Raw genomic sequence first — 15,736 nt, 5'->3', positions numbered from 1 at the left:
GTAAGTTTGAGATAACCAACGGTTTGTAAGAATTTTCAGAATCTTAAAATATCATTTAAAAAGGGCCAAATTCATGATAATGAGGCTCTTTTTGCATTTCTGAGGGGTCAGATCGCAGGTAGGGGGCATTGAGCGGCACAGAATTGTTTGATGTGAAGTCAGAACAGCATGTAGACCCGGATTTAATTTTTAACCTGTCTCCATGAGAAACTAAATCACACAAGTAAACTTAATATCAATGCAACAAGAACAGAAAAATAAGCAAAGCATCGCCTGGGCAATGGTAGTTGTCCTTGGGCTTGCAACAGCCATGTTCGGCTACTTGTTCACAACTCAGAAACAGGAGTTGACCCAGCAAGAGTCAATGGTAGTCGAAAAGGCAAGGGAGTTGGCTGTAACCAAAACTAAACTGGATTCTATTTCGACCGTATTGGATGCCAAAATCGCGGAAGTTGAAAAATTGGGAGGTGACGTTACCGAGCTGACCAAGATGAAAGAGAAACTTGAAGCGGATAAGGTGGCATTCAGCCGGAGCAGAAGAATGGAGACGAACAAGTATCTCGGCAAGATCAAGGAATACGAAAAATTCCTGACAGAGAAAGACGAGATGATCGCGCAGCTGAAAGCTGAAAACGAGAAGCTGGTAGTAACCAACGACTCCCTGCACACACACGTGGGAACACTTACAAGCGAGCGCGAGCGACTGGTACAACGTCAGGCTGAACTGACGGACTCTGTGACTACTTTTACTGCGCAAAACAAAGAGTTGAGCGCGAAAGTAAGCAAAGCAGCGGCTTTGAAAGCGCAGAACCTGAAAGTGCTGACTGTTAACTCAAGAGGTAAAACCAAAGAGCGTGACGAATACAAAGCCAGCCGCGTTGATAAGCTGAAACTGGTTTTCAATCTTCCGGAAAACGAGTTGACTGCCCAGGAGCCAAAAGATATTTATGTGCGGGTACTGGATCCCGACGGAGCAGTTGTGGCTGACGACGCTACGGGCTCAGGTGAGTTTGAAATCGATGGCGCACCATCTAAATTTACAACCCGTGAGTCGATCGCTTATCAAAACAACAACCAGAAAGTCGAGATGTTGTACGATAACGCTAACAAGTTCCGCCCTGGAAAATATAATGTGGAGCTGTATGCGGAAGGATATAAAATTGGCGGTGGTAATTTTACCATCAAAAAGTAAGATATAACTTCACACCATGCATAGCTATAAGGCCGTTGATCGTTCGATCAGCGGCCTTTCTTTTTTAGGACTGTTTTGTCTGCCCGTTAATAATGTCGATGAAATGCCTGAGCTCTTCTGTCCGCTCGGGGCCCGATTCAGGGTAAGTCATATTCATTTTTTTCAGCTCTTCCGCAATGATTTTGCCTACGATAAGACGGAGGTTCTTTTTGTCGTCGGCCGGAATTACAAACCACGGGGCTTTTTTGGACGCTGTCTCATTGATCGCATCTTCGTAAGCCTGCATATATTCCGCCCATTGGTCACGCACTTTCACATCCTGTTCTTCAAACTTCCAGTTTTTGGAGGGATCTTCAATGCGCTCAATCAGCCGCTCTGCCTGCTCTTCTTTGGAAACATTTAAAAAGAACTTGACCACTCTGATACCATTGCGATAAAGGTATTTTTCGAGGTTCCGGATATCGGAATAGCGGTGCTTCCAAAGTTTGTCAAGGTCTTCTGTCAGTTCGACGGGCAAGCGTTGCGATTGCGTGAGGATTTCCGGCTGGACTTTCACTACCAGCACTTCCTCATAATAGCTGCGGTTAAAAATCGTGATTGTGCCCCGCTGGGGCAACACCAGATTCGTCCGCCACAAAAAGTCATGGCCCAGCTCGGTTTCAGTAGGTCTTTTGAAAGAATGTATTTTAACGCCCACGGGATTGACGCCTGAAAGCACATGCTTGATGGTGCCATCTTTCCCCGCGGCGTCCATCGCCTGGAAAATCACCAGCAGGCCGTAACGGTTATGTGCGTACATCCTGCTTTGCAACTCATCGAGTTCCTTAGCCGACTCGTTCTGCATAGCCTCGTATTCGGCCTTGTCGGCGTAAATGTCTTTGAACCTGGTTTTGGCCTTACTGATGTCAAATTTTTTGCTACCGTCGTAGCGATAATCATCCGAATTAAAGTCCGACATGTCCGTACCGATTTAAATGATGGATAAAAAGATCACTGTGCTTTCAGGAAAGCCACAAGTTTAGCGAATGCGCGGCCCCGGTGACTTAGCCCTGATTTTTCCTGCATGGTCATTTCCGCAAATGTGCGCGCTTGTCCTTCCGGAACGAATACCGGGTCATAGCCAAAGCCGTTGGTCCCGCGTTTCTCATCGATAATGACGCCTTCGACGGTTCCTTCGAATTGGTGATAATGGCCATTCAAACATAATGTAATAACCGTCAGGAATCGGGCAGCCTTGTTTTCCTTATCCGCCAGGTTTTTCAGAAGGAGGTCGATATTGGCGTTGGAATCGCGGTGCTCACCAGCGTAGCGCGCGGATTTGACGCCTGGTTCGCCATTTAATGCGTCTACAACCAGGCCGGTGTCATCGGCAAAGCAATCTATGCCAAAGTTGTCCTGCACGAACCGGGCTTTTTCGCGGGAGTTTTCAGCGATGGTGTCGAACGGCTCGGGGATATCGGTTTCACAACCAATATCACTTAATGTCACGAGTTCGAACTGGTCCCCGAGTAAAGCCTGTATTTCTTCGAGTTTGTGCCGATTATTTGTGGCGAAGCAAAGTTTCATGCGTAATCGTTTGGATAGGGGTGCATTTTACGCAAAAAATAGGAAGGGTGATATGCCACAAAGGCACGAATTAAACACGAAATGCATCCGTGATAATTCGTGCCTTTGTGGCAATGTCAAAAAGCCGAAGCTTATTTTGCCGGAGCAGGTGTCGGTAGCGCGGGGCCAGCCGGTTTAGTACCTTTGGTAAAGTCTATCAGTTCCATCTCGAACTGCAATACCGAGTTGCCAGGGATTGGTCCGTATGTCTCAGGTCCGTAAGCCAGGCCTGACGGGATCAAAAGCAAACCTTTTTCGCCTTTTTTCATTAGGGTAATGCCCTCGTCCCAGCCCGCGATCACCATTCCGGCGCCTACTTGCAGATCAAGCGGTTTACCCTGGTTTTTAGAGCTGTCAAACTCTTTGCCGTCGAGGAACTTGCCGGTGTAATGTACTTTTACATTGTCGCCGGCGGTAGGACTTTCGCCCGTTCCTTCCGTTTGAGGCACGTAAACAAGACCGGAAGCAGTTTTTCTGGCTTTTGCTTTCAGGTTATTTTTAACGAGGTATTCGTCGATGATTTTCGCGTCGATATCCTTCTGTTTCTTACCTGCCTCAGCCTGTTGCTTCTGGAATTCCTCCGAGGTGAGAACGCTCACAACTTTCACCGTGAAGCTCAACTCAGAACCTTTTTTGATCATCGGAGGCATTGGCTGACCGATTTTCGCGAACAAAGTATCCGCATTGACCAGGAACTTAGCGCTGTCGCCGGTGGCGAGCATCGTAAGACCCTCTTCGAAGCTGCCTTTGTAAGGAGGAGCCTGCAAAACCATTTTAACCGGATTTTTCTCTTTATATGTATCGCGGAGCGTAGAGTCGGTTCCATTCTTCAACACCAGGTGGAATGTCATGATATCCCCCAGTTTTGCCTTCCTTGCATCGTCTTCGTGATTGAAAAGCGTGTATTTAAGGCCGCTTTCGGTAACCTGCTGACGATGTTGATTGCAAGCGGCTGCGAGAATAGTTATGCCCATCGCATAACCGATTGTTTTTAAATTCATTGGGACGTGTTAATTAGAAGATATTTTGGTGAATGTGGAATTTAAGTTTAGTCAACGCTCAAAAGTTCTTCCTGGTATGAGGGAAGTATGCTTAGAAATCTTGCAACTGTTTCATTTACTGATTGTTCGGACCGGCCTCCCGAAGCGTTTTTGTGACCGCCGCCGCTGAAATGCGTGCTGGCAAGGTCTCTCACCGAGAACGACCCTACCGATCGGAACGAGATCTTGACCTCGCCTTTTCGCTCGATGAACATCGCCGACATGATAACATTTTCGACCTGCAGACCATAATTCACAATGCCTTCCGTTTCACCGGACGACGAGTTGAATTTCTGCAATTCCGCTTCGGTCAGTACCATATAGGCCGTGCGGTATTCGGGTAGAACCGTCAATTTGTTGCAAAGCACATAACCCAGGAACTGAAGGCGCGAAAGCGGCGCATTGTCGTAGATCAACCGGTGTACACGACTGGAATCGAAACCGGTACGCATTAAGTCGGCTACTGCCAGATGCACTGCGGGCGTTACATTGCCGTGCCGGAAAGAGCCTGTGTCGGTCATAATGCCTGCATAGAGGCATTCGGCCATAGGAATATCGAAGATTTGTTCAGCAGGCAGGCCGCCTTCCATTTCTTTCACGAGTTCGTAAACCAGCTGTGCGGTGGCTGCTGCCGTGGTATCCCAAACCATCCATTTCGCAAAATGCTCCGGTTCGAGGTGGTGGTCGATCATCATTTTCGGGGCTGCGGCCTCCTGAACCACCTTTCCGAGGTCCTTCAACCGCGACAATGCCGAAAAATCCAGACAGCATATCAACGTCGCCTGCTCGATCTTCCTTTTGCATTTGCCCTGCTCAGATGCCTTTTCGTATACCAGCACATGTTCCATACCCGAGAGCCAGCGGAGGTTCGCCGCATAGTCGGTAGGGCTGATTACCGTCACTTCATGTCCTTTTTTGAGCAAATAACTGGCCCAGCCCAGGGACGAACCCAATGCATCCGCATCCGGGTCGCGGTGCGTTGTGATAACAATTTTTTGGGGTTGGGATAAAAAAGAGCGAAGCTCTTCAATGGTTTGATTCACAGTGACTTAGTTCAAAAGGGGTATTTCCTGTTAGCTTAGAGCCCACAAAATTAACAAAACTGTTGGGATTTGCCTCATTGAGCACGGTAAAGGCTGGCAATCAGACGTTGATTTAACATTAGGTACCCTTTTGAAAATGAAAGGTTCGGGGATATAGGCTGAAAAATAGTAGCTTTGCACCCAAAATCAATTTAGCCAAGTACGTATGCCAACGAATAAGACATTTACCATGATCAAGCCGGATGCTGTGCGGGATGGTCATTCAGGTTCAATTATCAAAATGATCGAAGCAGCAGGATTCCGGATTGTGGCCCTGAAGAAAACGCAGCTTACCCCCGAGCGCGCCGGAGAGTTTTACGCGGTGCATAAGGAGCGCCCTTTCTACAATGATCTTTGCCAGTATATGTCATCCGGAGCGATCGTTCCGATGATCCTTGAAAAGGAAAATGCAGTGGCTGATTTCCGTACGCTCATCGGTGCTACCAACCCTGCCAACGCAGAAGAAGGTACTATCCGCAAGTTGTATGCAAAATCGATCGAGGCGAATGCGATCCACGGATCGGATTCAGACGAGAATGCTGAAATCGAAGGAAACTTCTTCTTCTCGCATATAGAGCAGTTCTGAGAAGATGAGCTTATAAAAAGAAGAACCCCGGAGCCTGAGCTTCGGGGTTCTTCTTTTTATGCTTTGTATCGCTATTTAACTTTTACATACAAGCTATCGAGAACCTGGATAATCCCGTTGGCCGCATTCACGTTTCTTCTTGCGATTTCCGCTCCGTTTACAGTGAAAGAAGTATCTTTTTTTGCGATTTCGAGTTTGAGACTTTTACCAACAACATCATATTTGCCAGGCTTAAGATCACCATACGATACCTGTCCGTTCAACACGTGTTGGTTCAAGAAGACATCTATGTTTATAATCGAATCCGGTTTGCTCGTGATTTCCGAGGCGCTGAAAATCTTTGCCTTATTGAAAGCCGCATTCGAAGGTAGGAAAAAAGTCGCATTTTGTGTTCTGAATGCATCACCTTTTGTTGCATCATCTACGATCTCTTTAAGTATACTGAACTCCGGATTTTCACGAATAATATCCGTCACAGTTCTTTGACCAACCCTATCGGCCTCGTCTTCCTTACAAGAAATCAAAATCGCCGAAAATAGCCCTGCTGCCAAAAAAAATGTTGCCCAACGCCCCCCAAAACGGTTTTTTTTCATAGCTTTCCAAGTGGTTAATTTTTGTAAAACTAATGCAAAATGTAGTTTGATAGAATTTGTAACCATAAATTTTTAATCCTAACCCCATAACAACCATGCTAAAATTGAGACGATTGATCGTCGCCGGAGCGGCCGTGCTGATGCTTAACTCGGCGTTTTTCGCGCTGAAAGGGCCGTCTGCCGATCCATTGAAGAAACCTGTCAAATTATTCAACGGAAAAGACCTCAAAGGCTGGACCGTCCACGGTACCGAAAAATGGTATGTCGAAGGCGGCGAACTGATCTGCGAAAGCGGCCCCGACAAAAAGTACGGCTACCTTACTACCGACAAATTTTACAAGAACTTCGACCTGAGCCTCAAATTCAGACAGGAGGCGAATGGTAACAGTGGCGTCTTCTTCCGCTCTACGGTAACCGGTACCAAAGTTTCGGGCTGGCAGGTGGAAGTAGCACCACCAAACCACGACACCGGCGGTATTTATGAGTCGTACGGCCGCAACTGGCTCGTGCAGATCCCCGAGGAAAAAGAAGGCTTCCTGAAAATGGGTGAATGGAACACGCTGCGCATCCGTGCGGAAGGCGACCGCACGCAAACCTGGCTCAACGGTCACGAAATGGTGGATCTTACCGACGCTAAAATCGGTGCGGGCGAAGGCTCCATTGCATTACAGATCCACGACGGCGGCGGTATCAAGGTTCGCTGGAAAGACATCTTGCTGGAAGAGCTCTAAAACCGGTGGTTTTTCATTCCGTCTGGGGGTGAATTCATCCCGCTGAAACCCGCACTTCGTCGGAAATTACTTAGTAAACGGCTTCATGGCCAATAGATTTGTGTCAGCAGTTACACATAATCTATTAGCCATGAAGCTTTTTTATTGTCTGTTACTATTCGTTACACCAGTCGCTTTTGCCCAAAAGAACATTCAGGGCAAGGTGACCGACCACAAGGGAAATGCATTACCGGGTGCGAATGTGTTTCTGAAAGGTACTTACGACGGCGGAACGACGGACGCCAACGGTGTTTTCGCTTTCCAGACGTCGGAGTCCGACACTGCTACACTTGCGGCGAGCTATGTCGGATTCGAGGTTTTTGAGAAGAAGATTAATCTGAAAGAAAGCATACCGGCAATGTCCATCAAACTTGAAGAGTTGGCCAATGAACTGAACACCGTAGTGATTACCGCCGGCGCATTCGAGGCGTCGGACGAAAAACGGATGGCCATGCTGAAACCGCTGGATATTGTAACTACGGCGGGCGCGGCGGCGGATATCACGGGGGCCATGCAATTTTTGCCCGGCGCCCAGCGGGTAGGAGAGCAGGAGGGGCTGTTCGTCCGGGGCGGCTCCGGTCAGGAAACCAAGATCGTGATAGACGGGATGATCGTGCAGAACCCGTTTTTCAGCTCGTTGCCCGACGTGCAGTCGCGCGGGCGTTTTAATCCGTTTATGTTTAAAGGCACTTCATTCAGCACCGGCGGCTATTCGGCGCAGTACGGGCAGGCGTTGTCGTCGGTATTGCTGCTGAATACGACGGATAAGATCAGTAATAATGGATTAGGCATTAGCTTAAACCTGGCTAATGCGGGTTTGAATTACGACTATGCCAATAAAAACCAGTCGGTGTCGGCAGTGGTATATTATGGTAACCTGCGGCCGTTGTTCAAACTGGTGAAGCAGAATGTAGAATGGATTCACGCGCCGGAGTTCAAAGGCTCTTCATTGACTTATCGCTGGAAACCGACCAAAAACGGTGTTCTGAAAGTATATGGCATGTATTCCGATAGCCATCTGAGCATGAACAGTAACAACCCTGCGTCGGATACCGGCAAAATGCGATTGGTTTTAAAAAACAACAACGCTTTTACCACCAGCACTTACACTGATTCCTGGGCCGATGGCCGCTGGACGATCAACTCGGGCGTTTCGTACAGTCGTAATAAGGATAAAATGACCTACGACGGCGTCAATTTCGACCGGTTCGACGAGCGTACGCAGGTACGTGTGGTGCTCACACGCCTGCTCACGGGGAACAATACCATTCTTTTCGGGGCCGAAGCGCATGCGATTAACCTCGGCAATGGCGTAGACGGGCAGCTTTATAAATTGAAAGACCGCTATACCGCCGCATTTGTTGAATCGGAAATTTACATTACCCGCGCCCTGGCGGGCAGGATCGGTGTGCGGAGCGAGTATTCCTCGGTCATCAGCCACGGTAACATTGCCCCGAGGTTGTCGTTTGCCTATAAAACCGGTCGGTACAGCCAATTCTCCATTGCGGCAGGGCAGTTTTACCAAAACCCGGATTACCGGTTTTTATATTTAAACAAATCGCTGAAATACGAACGTGCAGACCATTTGATCCTGAACTACCAGATCATCAAAAACCAGCGGACGTTCCGTGTGGAGACGTTTTATAAGAATTACGCGCAGCTTGTCCGCGAATTTACGGGACAGCAATACGATGCCGATCCCTATCGCTTCCCTTGGGGCACAACCACCAATGGCGGCGAGGGTTATGCCCGGGGCTTCGACTTCTTTTGGCGTGATCAGAAATCCCTCAAGAATCTCGATTACTGGGTTACATATAGTTTTGTGGATTCGAAACGCTTATTCCTGCAGTTTGAACAATCGGCCACGCCTACATTTATTTCAAGCCATAATATCAGCCTCATTACTAAAAAGTGGTTTGAAAAAGCCAAAACCAATCTTAGCGCGACGTACGCATTCACCAGTGGCCGGCCCTACTATAACCCCAACAATGAGGAGTTCCTGAAAGACCGCACGCCGGCGGTTCATAATGTGAGCATTCAGGCCAGTAAACTGCAAAGCATCAAGGGCAATCTGGTCATTTTCTACGCCACGGTTGATAATATCCTTAACACCCGCAATGTATTTACCTACCGCTACACGCCCGACGGTAAGACACGTTACGCAGTAGGCCCGCAGAGTTACCGCAGCTTTTTCGTGGGTATGCAGATTATGCTTTCGAAGAAGGCCAAAGTGGAGAAAGACGATTTTTAACATTCAATAACCATCATTTTAAAACAAACAAACAATGAAAAAGCTATTCACATTCGCATGGGTGTTCGTGTTCGCAACGGGCATCGCCTGGGCGCAAAACGAAAAGTACACCCAGGCTATGGGCGACGGTATCAAAGCATTGAACAGCGTCGACCGCGAAAAACCCGACCCGAAAAGCCTGGTGGATATCGCCAACCGTTTTGAACGCATTGCCGCAGCGGAACCGAAAGAATGGCTGCCGAAATATTATGCGGCCTATGCCAATGTGCTGTTGGGTTTTGTAGCCCCAACGCTGACCGAAAAAGACCAGTATCTGGATAAGGCAAATGTCTTATTGAAAGATGCGGAGGGCATTGCCGGCAAGCCTAACGACGAACTGGAAGTTTTGAAAGCATATCAATCACAAATACACCTGGCGGCCGACCCGATGAACCGCTGGCAGGCGGACGGCGAAAAATTCCAGGGTTTCCTACAATCGGCGAAGTCGATCAATGCGGAGAACCCGCGGATTTATTACCTGGAAGGGTCGAGCCTGTTCTTTACGCCGGAAGAGTATGGCGGCGGAAAAAAGGTAGCCAAGCCAATGCTCGAAAAGGCTAAACAGAAATTCAGCGCCTTCAAACCGGAGACGGCTATCCACCCGGATTGGGGCAAAATGGAAACCGAATGGATGCTTTCTCAGACAAACTGATATTAATGTTTTTGGTTTTTTAGCATGGACGATAACAAAACGAAGCCGTTGCGCATGACAGCCTCATCGCTGGACGGAAGGGATTTCAGTAATATGGATCTGGAAAATGCAGATTTCAGCTTTTCGAGTTTGAAGGATATTAACTTCGACGGGGCTAATCTGCGCAATGCAAAACTTCGTTTCTCGGCCCTCGACCGGACGACTTTCAGGAATGCCGATCTGCGAAATGCGGATCTGAGTTTCAGCAGTATGTCCGACGTGGATTTGAGCGGGGCTAGGGTAGAGGGGGCTAATTTCAGTTTTACTTCACAGGAAAAATCATTCAACTGGCAGGATTTCAGCCTGATCGCCATTATTCAGAACCAGGGCTGGGTAGGTACGCTCGTGGCGGCGATCCTCGGTGCGGTGATATTATATGGTTTCAATGCGATCGCTTATTTTACTGCGGAGCTGTCGTTCACGGAGGAGCCGATCCGTCTTGCCTTTTACAAATACCTGGTAATACTCAATATTGCGACCGGTGTATGCACTATTCTGGTCACGCAGGGGCTCACTACCTGGCTAGACATGATCATCAAAAGCTTGCTTGCCAAGCATATCATCCTGTCCATTGTTGTGTTTTTGTTTGACAGCGTACTGGCGGTGATTGTACATTACTTTTTTGCTGCCGACATTGTGAGCGACTACGTGGCGCATTACCCGGCCGAACCTTCGCAAAATGCACCGTGGTACTGGTATGCGTGGGCACCCATTGCAATTGCTAACGTATTTTACTTTCTGAGCCGCGAAGGCCGCCAGATTTCCCGCAAGATCTCCGATCAGGAATACCAGTTGCTCAATCTTGAAAAACTCAAAACCCGCGCCGAGCTGGATGCATTACAGGCCCGCATTAATCCGCATTTTTTATATAACTCATTAAATAGCATTGCCAGCCTTGTTCACGAGAATCCTGATAAGGCCGAGGAGATGACGTTGCTGCTATCCAAACTTTTCCGGTACACCACGGGCCGGAAGACGAGCGATTATTTTGATACCATCGAAAACGAGTTGGAAATGGTCGAAACCTATTTGCAGGTTGAAAAAGTCCGGTTTGGCGACAGGTTGCGGTTTACTGTCGAGGTGGAGGAAGAATCGCTGAAAAATTTGCAGGTACCCAAATTCATATTGCAGCCCATTGTGGAAAATGCGATCAAACATGGTATCTCACGGATGGCCGAGCAGGGAAATATTGTAGTGAAAATTTATGAAAAGGATAAGTGGCTGCATTTGTGCGTCCATGACAACGGCCCGGCTTTCTCCGACACCCTGGGAGCTGGTTACGGCATGCGCAGCATCCAGGACAAGCTGAAACTGCTTTACGGGGACAATGCCCGTTTGGAACTAATCAACCAACCGCACAAATCGGTTAATATTGCCATCCAGAAATCCGCTATTGAACAACATCAACAATCGAATCATGCATTTTCCGCTTAAAACGATCCTGATCGACGACGAACAGCTTGCATTGAGCCGCCTCAGAAGATTACTCGAAAAGCATCCGGATACTTTCGAAATCGTGTCGGAAGCTAAGAATGGCGCCGAGGGACTGGTTGAAATTGACAGACACCAGCCCGACGTTATTTTCCTCGATATCGAAATGCCGCTGCTAAATGGCTTCGAAATGCTTTCCAAACTTACCAAAATGCCGCTGGTAGTGTTTTCGACGGCCTATGACCAGTATGCGATCCGTGCATTCGAAGAAAATTCGGTGGATTACCTGCTGAAACCGGTGGAGAATGACCGGCTTTTGAAGACGATCGATAAAATCAAAAACATTACCCAGGCTGCCAATGGGCATTCGGGTGGTTTTAATCCTTATTCCGAAAACCTGCTAAGGCTGCTGGAAGAAATGAAGCCGAAGAAGGAGATATTTTCTTTATCGGTGAAATCCGGCGACCGCATTCTGCTGATCCCGATGACGGAGATCACGCATTTCGAAGCGGAGGAAAAATACGTTTTCCTCAATACACTCGACGGGCAGAAGTACCTGCTCAACTACACGCTTACTTCACTCGAAGAGAAGCTTCCCAAGCATTACCTGCGCGTGAGCCGGGCCGGTATTGTCAACTCCCACCATATCAAGGAAATCCAGAAACACTTCAACGGCAAGTACGTGATCGTCATGCGCGATCGCAAGGCTTCGCAGGTCACAAGCGGGAGTACGTACAGCGACGCGATCCGCCATCTTCTTGATAATTAATCGAATTGCACCCTGATTGTACCGGAATATTCATTTTGTAGACCTGATTCTTATTCCTAAATTGCGCCCTCGTTTAAATTTCCATTGTTATTTTGGAGGTTAATGCGTTGTCCATCAGGGCTTTCTGATTGGTCATTGACGGGAACAGGAATGAATTGTGCGGATTTTCGGCACACATTGACAGGTTGCTGCGTATTTGTTTACTGGCAAAGTGATTCCTGAAATAACCCGAGGCGGCTGAAAATCATTCCCGATAGCAAGCGCTTCGACCATGTTGTTTTTGTTTTGTTAAAAAAGGTTAAAAGGAGTCAGGAGTAATGAAGGAGCTCATTGATACGGGCAATCTGCCAAAACACATAGCCGTTATCATGGACGGTAACGGAAGATGGGCCCAAAACCAGGGAGCAGCGCGTGTGTTTGGTCACCGTAATGCGATCAAGGCGGTGAGGGAAGTGACGGAAGGATGTGCGGAGCTCGGCGTTTCTTGTCTGACATTGTATGCTTTTTCAACAGAAAACTGGGCACGCCCGGAGTTTGAAGTAAGGGCACTGATGGAACTGCTCGTACAATCGATCGGCAACGAGCTGCCCACGATGATGAAAAACAATGTGAAGCTGGACACGATCGGCGATACGGCGAGCCTGCCAAGAAGCTGCCAGAACCAATTGGGAAAGGCAATTGCAGAGACACGCAACAACACGGGCCTGAATCTCATCTTAGCATTGGGTTACAGTGGCAAATGGGACATTACCCAGGCTGCACGCAAGATCGCCGAAGACGTACGTGCCGGCATTTTGCTACCAGAGGAAATCAATGAAGAAGTAGTGGCAGGTAATCTGTCGACGGGCAGCCGCCCCGAGGTGGACCTAATGCTGCGAACGGGCGGTGACCACAGGATCAGCAACTTCCTGCTTTGGCAACTGGCATATTCCGAACTGTATTTTTATGACGATCTTTTCTGGCCCGACTTCCGCCGGGAGCATTTGTACGAGGCGATACTTTCGTATCAGAACCGCGAAAGACGCTTCGGGAAAACGGGTGAACAAATTAAAGCGAATGGTGCTAAGTAGAATTATATGAACCCAGTGAAAAATTTGAATAAATCATTAGCACATCTCAAAGGTCTTTCCGCATTAATACTGCTGTGCTGCTGCATTTCAGTGCAAGCACAACGTGTAGGCCTCGGAGGCGCCAAACCAACTGCTGCCCCGACCAATCTGGGTATCGACCCTGCCAATCCAAAAGAGTATACGATCGCAGAAGTCACCGTTTCTGGTACCCAGTTCCTCGATCCGAACTCGATGATTTCCATTTCCGGTTTAAAACCCGGCGATAAAATCCGTATTCCCGGGCCGGCAGTGACGTCGTCTATCAAGAAAATGATGGATTTCGGTACGCTGGATGATGTGGAAATCATGGCGACGAAGATTGAAGGCGAGAAAGTCTGGCTCAATATCCACATTAAGGAACGCCCTAGACTTTATAAAGTGTCGTTCTCGGGGGTTCGTAAGGGCGAGCGCGAGACGCTGAATGACAAGGTGAAGCTGATCAAAGGCCGTGTGATCACGCCGACGATCATCAAGAACACCCAGCTGGTCATTAAGAAATACTATATGGATAAAGGTTTTTACTATACCAAAGTAAAAGTCCTCCAAATCCCCGATTCGACCCGCGGCCAGGCTACTTTGAACTTCGCGATCACGAAGGGCAAAAAAGTGAAGATCCAGAAAATCAATATCGAAGGAAATACGGCTGTCAGTGACAAAACGCTGAAACGTAAAATGAAAGGTACCAAGCAGCGGCGCATCGGTCGTCTTTTCAACCCTTCGAAATATATTCCAAAGAAATACGACGAGGATAAAGAGAAGCTGATCGCATACTACCGCAAAAACGGTTACCGCGACGCTACGATAACGTTCGACACCATTAAGAACGGTGACGAGACGATCAGCATCGATATGAAAATCGATGAGGGCCAGAAATATTTTTATCGCAACATCACCTGGTCGGGTAACTATCTGTACCCCTCGCAATACCTCAGCGACCGCCTGGGTGTGAAGAAAGGTGACGTTTACAATCCGGAGGAACTTGACAAGAAGATCAACGGTATACCGGGTTCCGACGTCAGCTCCATTTACATGGACGACGGTTACCTCTATTTCCGCATCGAACCTACTGAAAGAGCTGTCGAAGGCGACTCGATCGACGTGGAGCTGCGCATGTTCGAGGGTAAGCAAGCAACCATCAACCGCATTCTTCTCAACGGTAACACCAAAACCAGCGACCGCGTGGTATTGCGCGAGCTATTTACACTGCCGGGCCAGAAATTCAGCAAGACGGAGATCATCAATACCCAGCGTCAATTGTCGCAAATGGGGTATTTTGATCCTGAGAAAATCCAGATCAACCCGATTCCTAACCAGGCCGACGGTACCGTGGACATCGAATATACCGTGGAAGAAAAGCCATCGGATCAGATCGAGCTTTCAGGTGGTTGGGGCGGTTACATCGGTTTCGTGGGAACACTTGGGTTGGTTTTCAATAACTTCTCCATTAAAAACATCCCGAACCGTGAAACCTGGCGTCCATTGCCTTCCGGTGACGGACAGAAGCTTTCCCTGCGCTTCCAGGCGAATGGTAAGCAGTATCAGACTTACTCGCTTTCGTTCAGCGAACCTTGGTTGGGTGGTAAAAAGCCGATCAACTTCGGGGTGTCGTTTCAACGCACTGTATACCGTATGACCGATCTGAGCTCGTACTATGGCTACAACGCAGGCGCGGCCGGTGGAAGGGTCAGCTACCGCGGAGGCTATTATAACAACGGGATCACCCTGTCGCTTGGCCGCCGTCTGAAAGAGCCGGACCGCAACCTCGTGATGACGCACTCATTGTCATACCAGCGCTACCGCCTCGACAGCCTCGACATTTTCCGCATTGGATATAGCAAAGGTGTTTCTAACAACATTTCATTCAATACCACCATTTCACGGAACACTTTGAGTGATTTCCAATTCCCGAGAAGTGGTAGCAATATCTCATTGAGCGCGACTTTCACGCCACCTTACTCGGTATTCAGAAAGAAAGCGTTCTCTGACAAAACCGATACCTATCGCTGGGTTGAATACCACAAATGGATGTTCGATGCGAGCTACTACGCTACGATCGTAGGAAAGCTGGTATTGAGCACCCGCGCTCATATGGGTTTCCTGGGTGCGTACGGAAACAAAGTAGGTTACAGTCCATTCGGCCGGTTTATTCTTGGAGGATCGGGTCTGGCTGGTCAGGGTACTTTCTCTCTGGCCGACCAGGACATTATTGGTCTTCGTGGTTACCAGGATCAGAAGGTTGGACCACTGGCTGCTAACGGTTATCCGGCGTCGGGTGGAGGTATTGTATATAACAAATATGTGATGGAACTTCGCTACCCGGTTTCGCTTAACCCTCAGGCAACAATATTCGTGCTCGGTTTTGCGGAAGGTGGTAACAACTGGGGTACTTACAGCGAGTTCAACCCGTTCGATCTGAAACGCTCAGCGGGTGTGGGTGCTCGGATTTTCATGCCGGCGTTCGGTCTTTTGGGTATCGACTGGGGTTACGGATTCGACAAAATCCAGGGGCAGAATGTTCGGAGCGGGCCGCAGTTTCACTTTACAATCGGCCAGCAGATCAGATAATAATCTGATGGCG

The 15,736-nt window shown here is 48.4% G+C and carries 14 protein-coding genes; 9 read left to right on the top strand and 5 right to left on the bottom strand.

Annotation, left to right across the window (positions count from 1 at the left end):
- Positions 1-238 precede the first annotated feature (238 nt).
- Positions 239-1,192, top strand: coding sequence for a hypothetical protein (locus AAHB90_RS24490; protein WP_342087881.1), 954 nt, complete (start codon positions 239-241; stop codon positions 1,190-1,192).
- A gap of 64 nt (positions 1,193-1,256) precedes the next feature.
- Here AAHB90_RS24490 and AAHB90_RS24485 read toward each other — a convergent pair whose 3' ends face one another.
- The 4 genes from AAHB90_RS24485 to AAHB90_RS24470 all read right to left on the bottom strand — a co-directional run bounded on the left by AAHB90_RS24485 (position 1,257) and on the right by AAHB90_RS24470 (position 4,880).
- On the bottom strand, positions 1,257-2,150 hold the full coding sequence (locus tag AAHB90_RS24485; RefSeq protein ID WP_342087880.1) for a polyphosphate kinase 2 family protein: 894 nt from the start codon (positions 2,148-2,150) through the stop codon (positions 1,257-1,259).
- A 32-nt stretch (positions 2,151-2,182) separates the two neighbouring features.
- Positions 2,183-2,758: an RdgB/HAM1 family non-canonical purine NTP pyrophosphatase gene (gene rdgB, locus AAHB90_RS24480; protein WP_342087879.1), complete on the bottom strand. Its 576-nt coding sequence runs from the start codon at positions 2,756-2,758 to the stop codon at positions 2,183-2,185.
- Between the two features lie 131 nt (positions 2,759-2,889).
- On the bottom strand, positions 2,890-3,798 hold the full coding sequence (locus AAHB90_RS24475; protein WP_342087878.1) for an FKBP-type peptidyl-prolyl cis-trans isomerase: 909 nt from the start codon (positions 3,796-3,798) through the stop codon (positions 2,890-2,892).
- 47 nt (positions 3,799-3,845) lie between these two features.
- A complete protein-coding gene (locus AAHB90_RS24470; protein ID WP_342087877.1) occupies positions 3,846-4,880 on the bottom strand; it encodes a DHH family phosphoesterase in 1,035 nt (344 codons plus the stop codon).
- A 205-nt stretch (positions 4,881-5,085) separates the two neighbouring features.
- Here AAHB90_RS24470 and AAHB90_RS24465 point away from each other — a divergent pair, with 205 nt between their 5' ends.
- The gene (locus AAHB90_RS24465) at positions 5,086-5,505 is read left to right on the top strand and encodes a nucleoside-diphosphate kinase (RefSeq protein WP_342087876.1); all 420 of its coding nucleotides are present in this window, start codon (positions 5,086-5,088) and stop codon (positions 5,503-5,505) included.
- A gap of 71 nt (positions 5,506-5,576) precedes the next feature.
- Here the strand turns inward: AAHB90_RS24465 and AAHB90_RS24460 are convergent, their stop codons facing one another.
- Positions 5,577-6,098 carry a fasciclin domain-containing protein gene (locus tag AAHB90_RS24460; protein ID WP_342087875.1) on the bottom strand — a complete coding sequence of 174 codons (522 nt, stop codon included), beginning with the start codon at positions 6,096-6,098 and terminating at the stop codon, positions 5,577-5,579.
- A 95-nt stretch (positions 6,099-6,193) separates the two neighbouring features.
- On the opposite strand from AAHB90_RS24460, the gene AAHB90_RS24455 reads away from it, so the two are divergent.
- The 7 genes from AAHB90_RS24455 to bamA all read left to right on the top strand — a co-directional run bounded on the left by AAHB90_RS24455 (position 6,194) and on the right by bamA (position 15,723).
- Positions 6,194-6,829 carry a 3-keto-disaccharide hydrolase gene (locus AAHB90_RS24455; protein WP_342087874.1) on the top strand — a complete coding sequence of 212 codons (636 nt, stop codon included), beginning with the start codon at positions 6,194-6,196 and terminating at the stop codon, positions 6,827-6,829.
- 130 nt (positions 6,830-6,959) lie between these two features.
- Positions 6,960-9,119 carry a TonB-dependent receptor gene (locus AAHB90_RS24450; protein ID WP_342087873.1) on the top strand — a complete coding sequence of 720 codons (2,160 nt, stop codon included), beginning with the start codon at positions 6,960-6,962 and terminating at the stop codon, positions 9,117-9,119.
- 34 nt (positions 9,120-9,153) lie between these two features.
- Complete coding sequence (locus AAHB90_RS24445; RefSeq protein WP_342087872.1) at positions 9,154-9,810, top strand: hypothetical protein; 657 nt, start codon at positions 9,154-9,156, stop codon at positions 9,808-9,810.
- Positions 9,811-9,864: 54 nt separating this feature from the next.
- Positions 9,865-11,283 carry a histidine kinase gene (locus AAHB90_RS24440; RefSeq protein WP_342087871.1) on the top strand — a complete coding sequence of 473 codons (1,419 nt, stop codon included), beginning with the start codon at positions 9,865-9,867 and terminating at the stop codon, positions 11,281-11,283.
- On the top strand, positions 11,267-12,049 hold the full coding sequence (locus AAHB90_RS24435; protein WP_342087870.1) for a LytR/AlgR family response regulator transcription factor: 783 nt from the start codon (positions 11,267-11,269) through the stop codon (positions 12,047-12,049). The genes AAHB90_RS24440 and AAHB90_RS24435 overlap by 17 nt, the downstream gene beginning before the upstream one ends.
- 317 nt (positions 12,050-12,366) lie before the next feature.
- Complete coding sequence (locus AAHB90_RS24430) at positions 12,367-13,119, top strand: isoprenyl transferase (RefSeq protein ID WP_342087869.1); 753 nt, start codon at positions 12,367-12,369, stop codon at positions 13,117-13,119.
- A gap of 6 nt (positions 13,120-13,125) precedes the next feature.
- Positions 13,126-15,723, top strand: coding sequence for an outer membrane protein assembly factor BamA (gene bamA / locus AAHB90_RS24425; RefSeq protein WP_342087868.1), 2,598 nt, complete (start codon positions 13,126-13,128; stop codon positions 15,721-15,723).
- Positions 15,724-15,736 lie beyond the last annotated feature (13 nt).

The organism is Dyadobacter sp. OTU695, assembly GCF_038440355.1.
In the GTDB taxonomy this organism is placed as follows: Bacteria; Bacteroidota; Bacteroidia; order Cytophagales; family Spirosomataceae; genus Dyadobacter.
Note: the sequence above shows the minus strand (reverse complement) of the source record. Positions and strands in the feature narration are given on the sequence as shown.

What these genes read in the sequence shown, in the direction of transcription:
- AAHB90_RS24490 (WP_342087881.1), top strand. Translation starts at nt 239, where the DNA reads ATGCAACAAGAACAGAAAAATAAGCAAAGCATCGCCTGGGCAATGGTA.
- AAHB90_RS24485 (WP_342087880.1), bottom strand. Translation starts at nt 2,150, where the DNA reads ATGTCGGACTTTAATTCGGATGATTATCGCTACGACGGTAGCAAAAAA.
- rdgB (WP_342087879.1), bottom strand. Translation starts at nt 2,758, where the DNA reads ATGAAACTTTGCTTCGCCACAAATAATCGGCACAAACTCGAAGAAATA.
- AAHB90_RS24475 (WP_342087878.1), bottom strand. Translation starts at nt 3,798, where the DNA reads ATGAATTTAAAAACAATCGGTTATGCGATGGGCATAACTATTCTCGCA.
- AAHB90_RS24465 (WP_342087876.1), top strand. Translation starts at nt 5,086, where the DNA reads ATGCCAACGAATAAGACATTTACCATGATCAAGCCGGATGCTGTGCGG.
- AAHB90_RS24460 (WP_342087875.1), bottom strand. Translation starts at nt 6,098, where the DNA reads ATGAAAAAAAACCGTTTTGGGGGGCGTTGGGCAACATTTTTTTTGGCA.
- AAHB90_RS24455 (WP_342087874.1), top strand. Translation starts at nt 6,194, where the DNA reads ATGCTAAAATTGAGACGATTGATCGTCGCCGGAGCGGCCGTGCTGATG.
- AAHB90_RS24450 (WP_342087873.1), top strand. Translation starts at nt 6,960, where the DNA reads ATGAAGCTTTTTTATTGTCTGTTACTATTCGTTACACCAGTCGCTTTT.
- AAHB90_RS24445 (WP_342087872.1), top strand. Translation starts at nt 9,154, where the DNA reads ATGAAAAAGCTATTCACATTCGCATGGGTGTTCGTGTTCGCAACGGGC.
- AAHB90_RS24440 (WP_342087871.1), top strand. Translation starts at nt 9,865, where the DNA reads ATGACAGCCTCATCGCTGGACGGAAGGGATTTCAGTAATATGGATCTG.
- AAHB90_RS24435 (WP_342087870.1), top strand. Translation starts at nt 11,267, where the DNA reads ATGCATTTTCCGCTTAAAACGATCCTGATCGACGACGAACAGCTTGCA.
- AAHB90_RS24430 (WP_342087869.1), top strand. Translation starts at nt 12,367, where the DNA reads ATGAAGGAGCTCATTGATACGGGCAATCTGCCAAAACACATAGCCGTT.
- bamA (WP_342087868.1), top strand. Translation starts at nt 13,126, where the DNA reads ATGAACCCAGTGAAAAATTTGAATAAATCATTAGCACATCTCAAAGGT.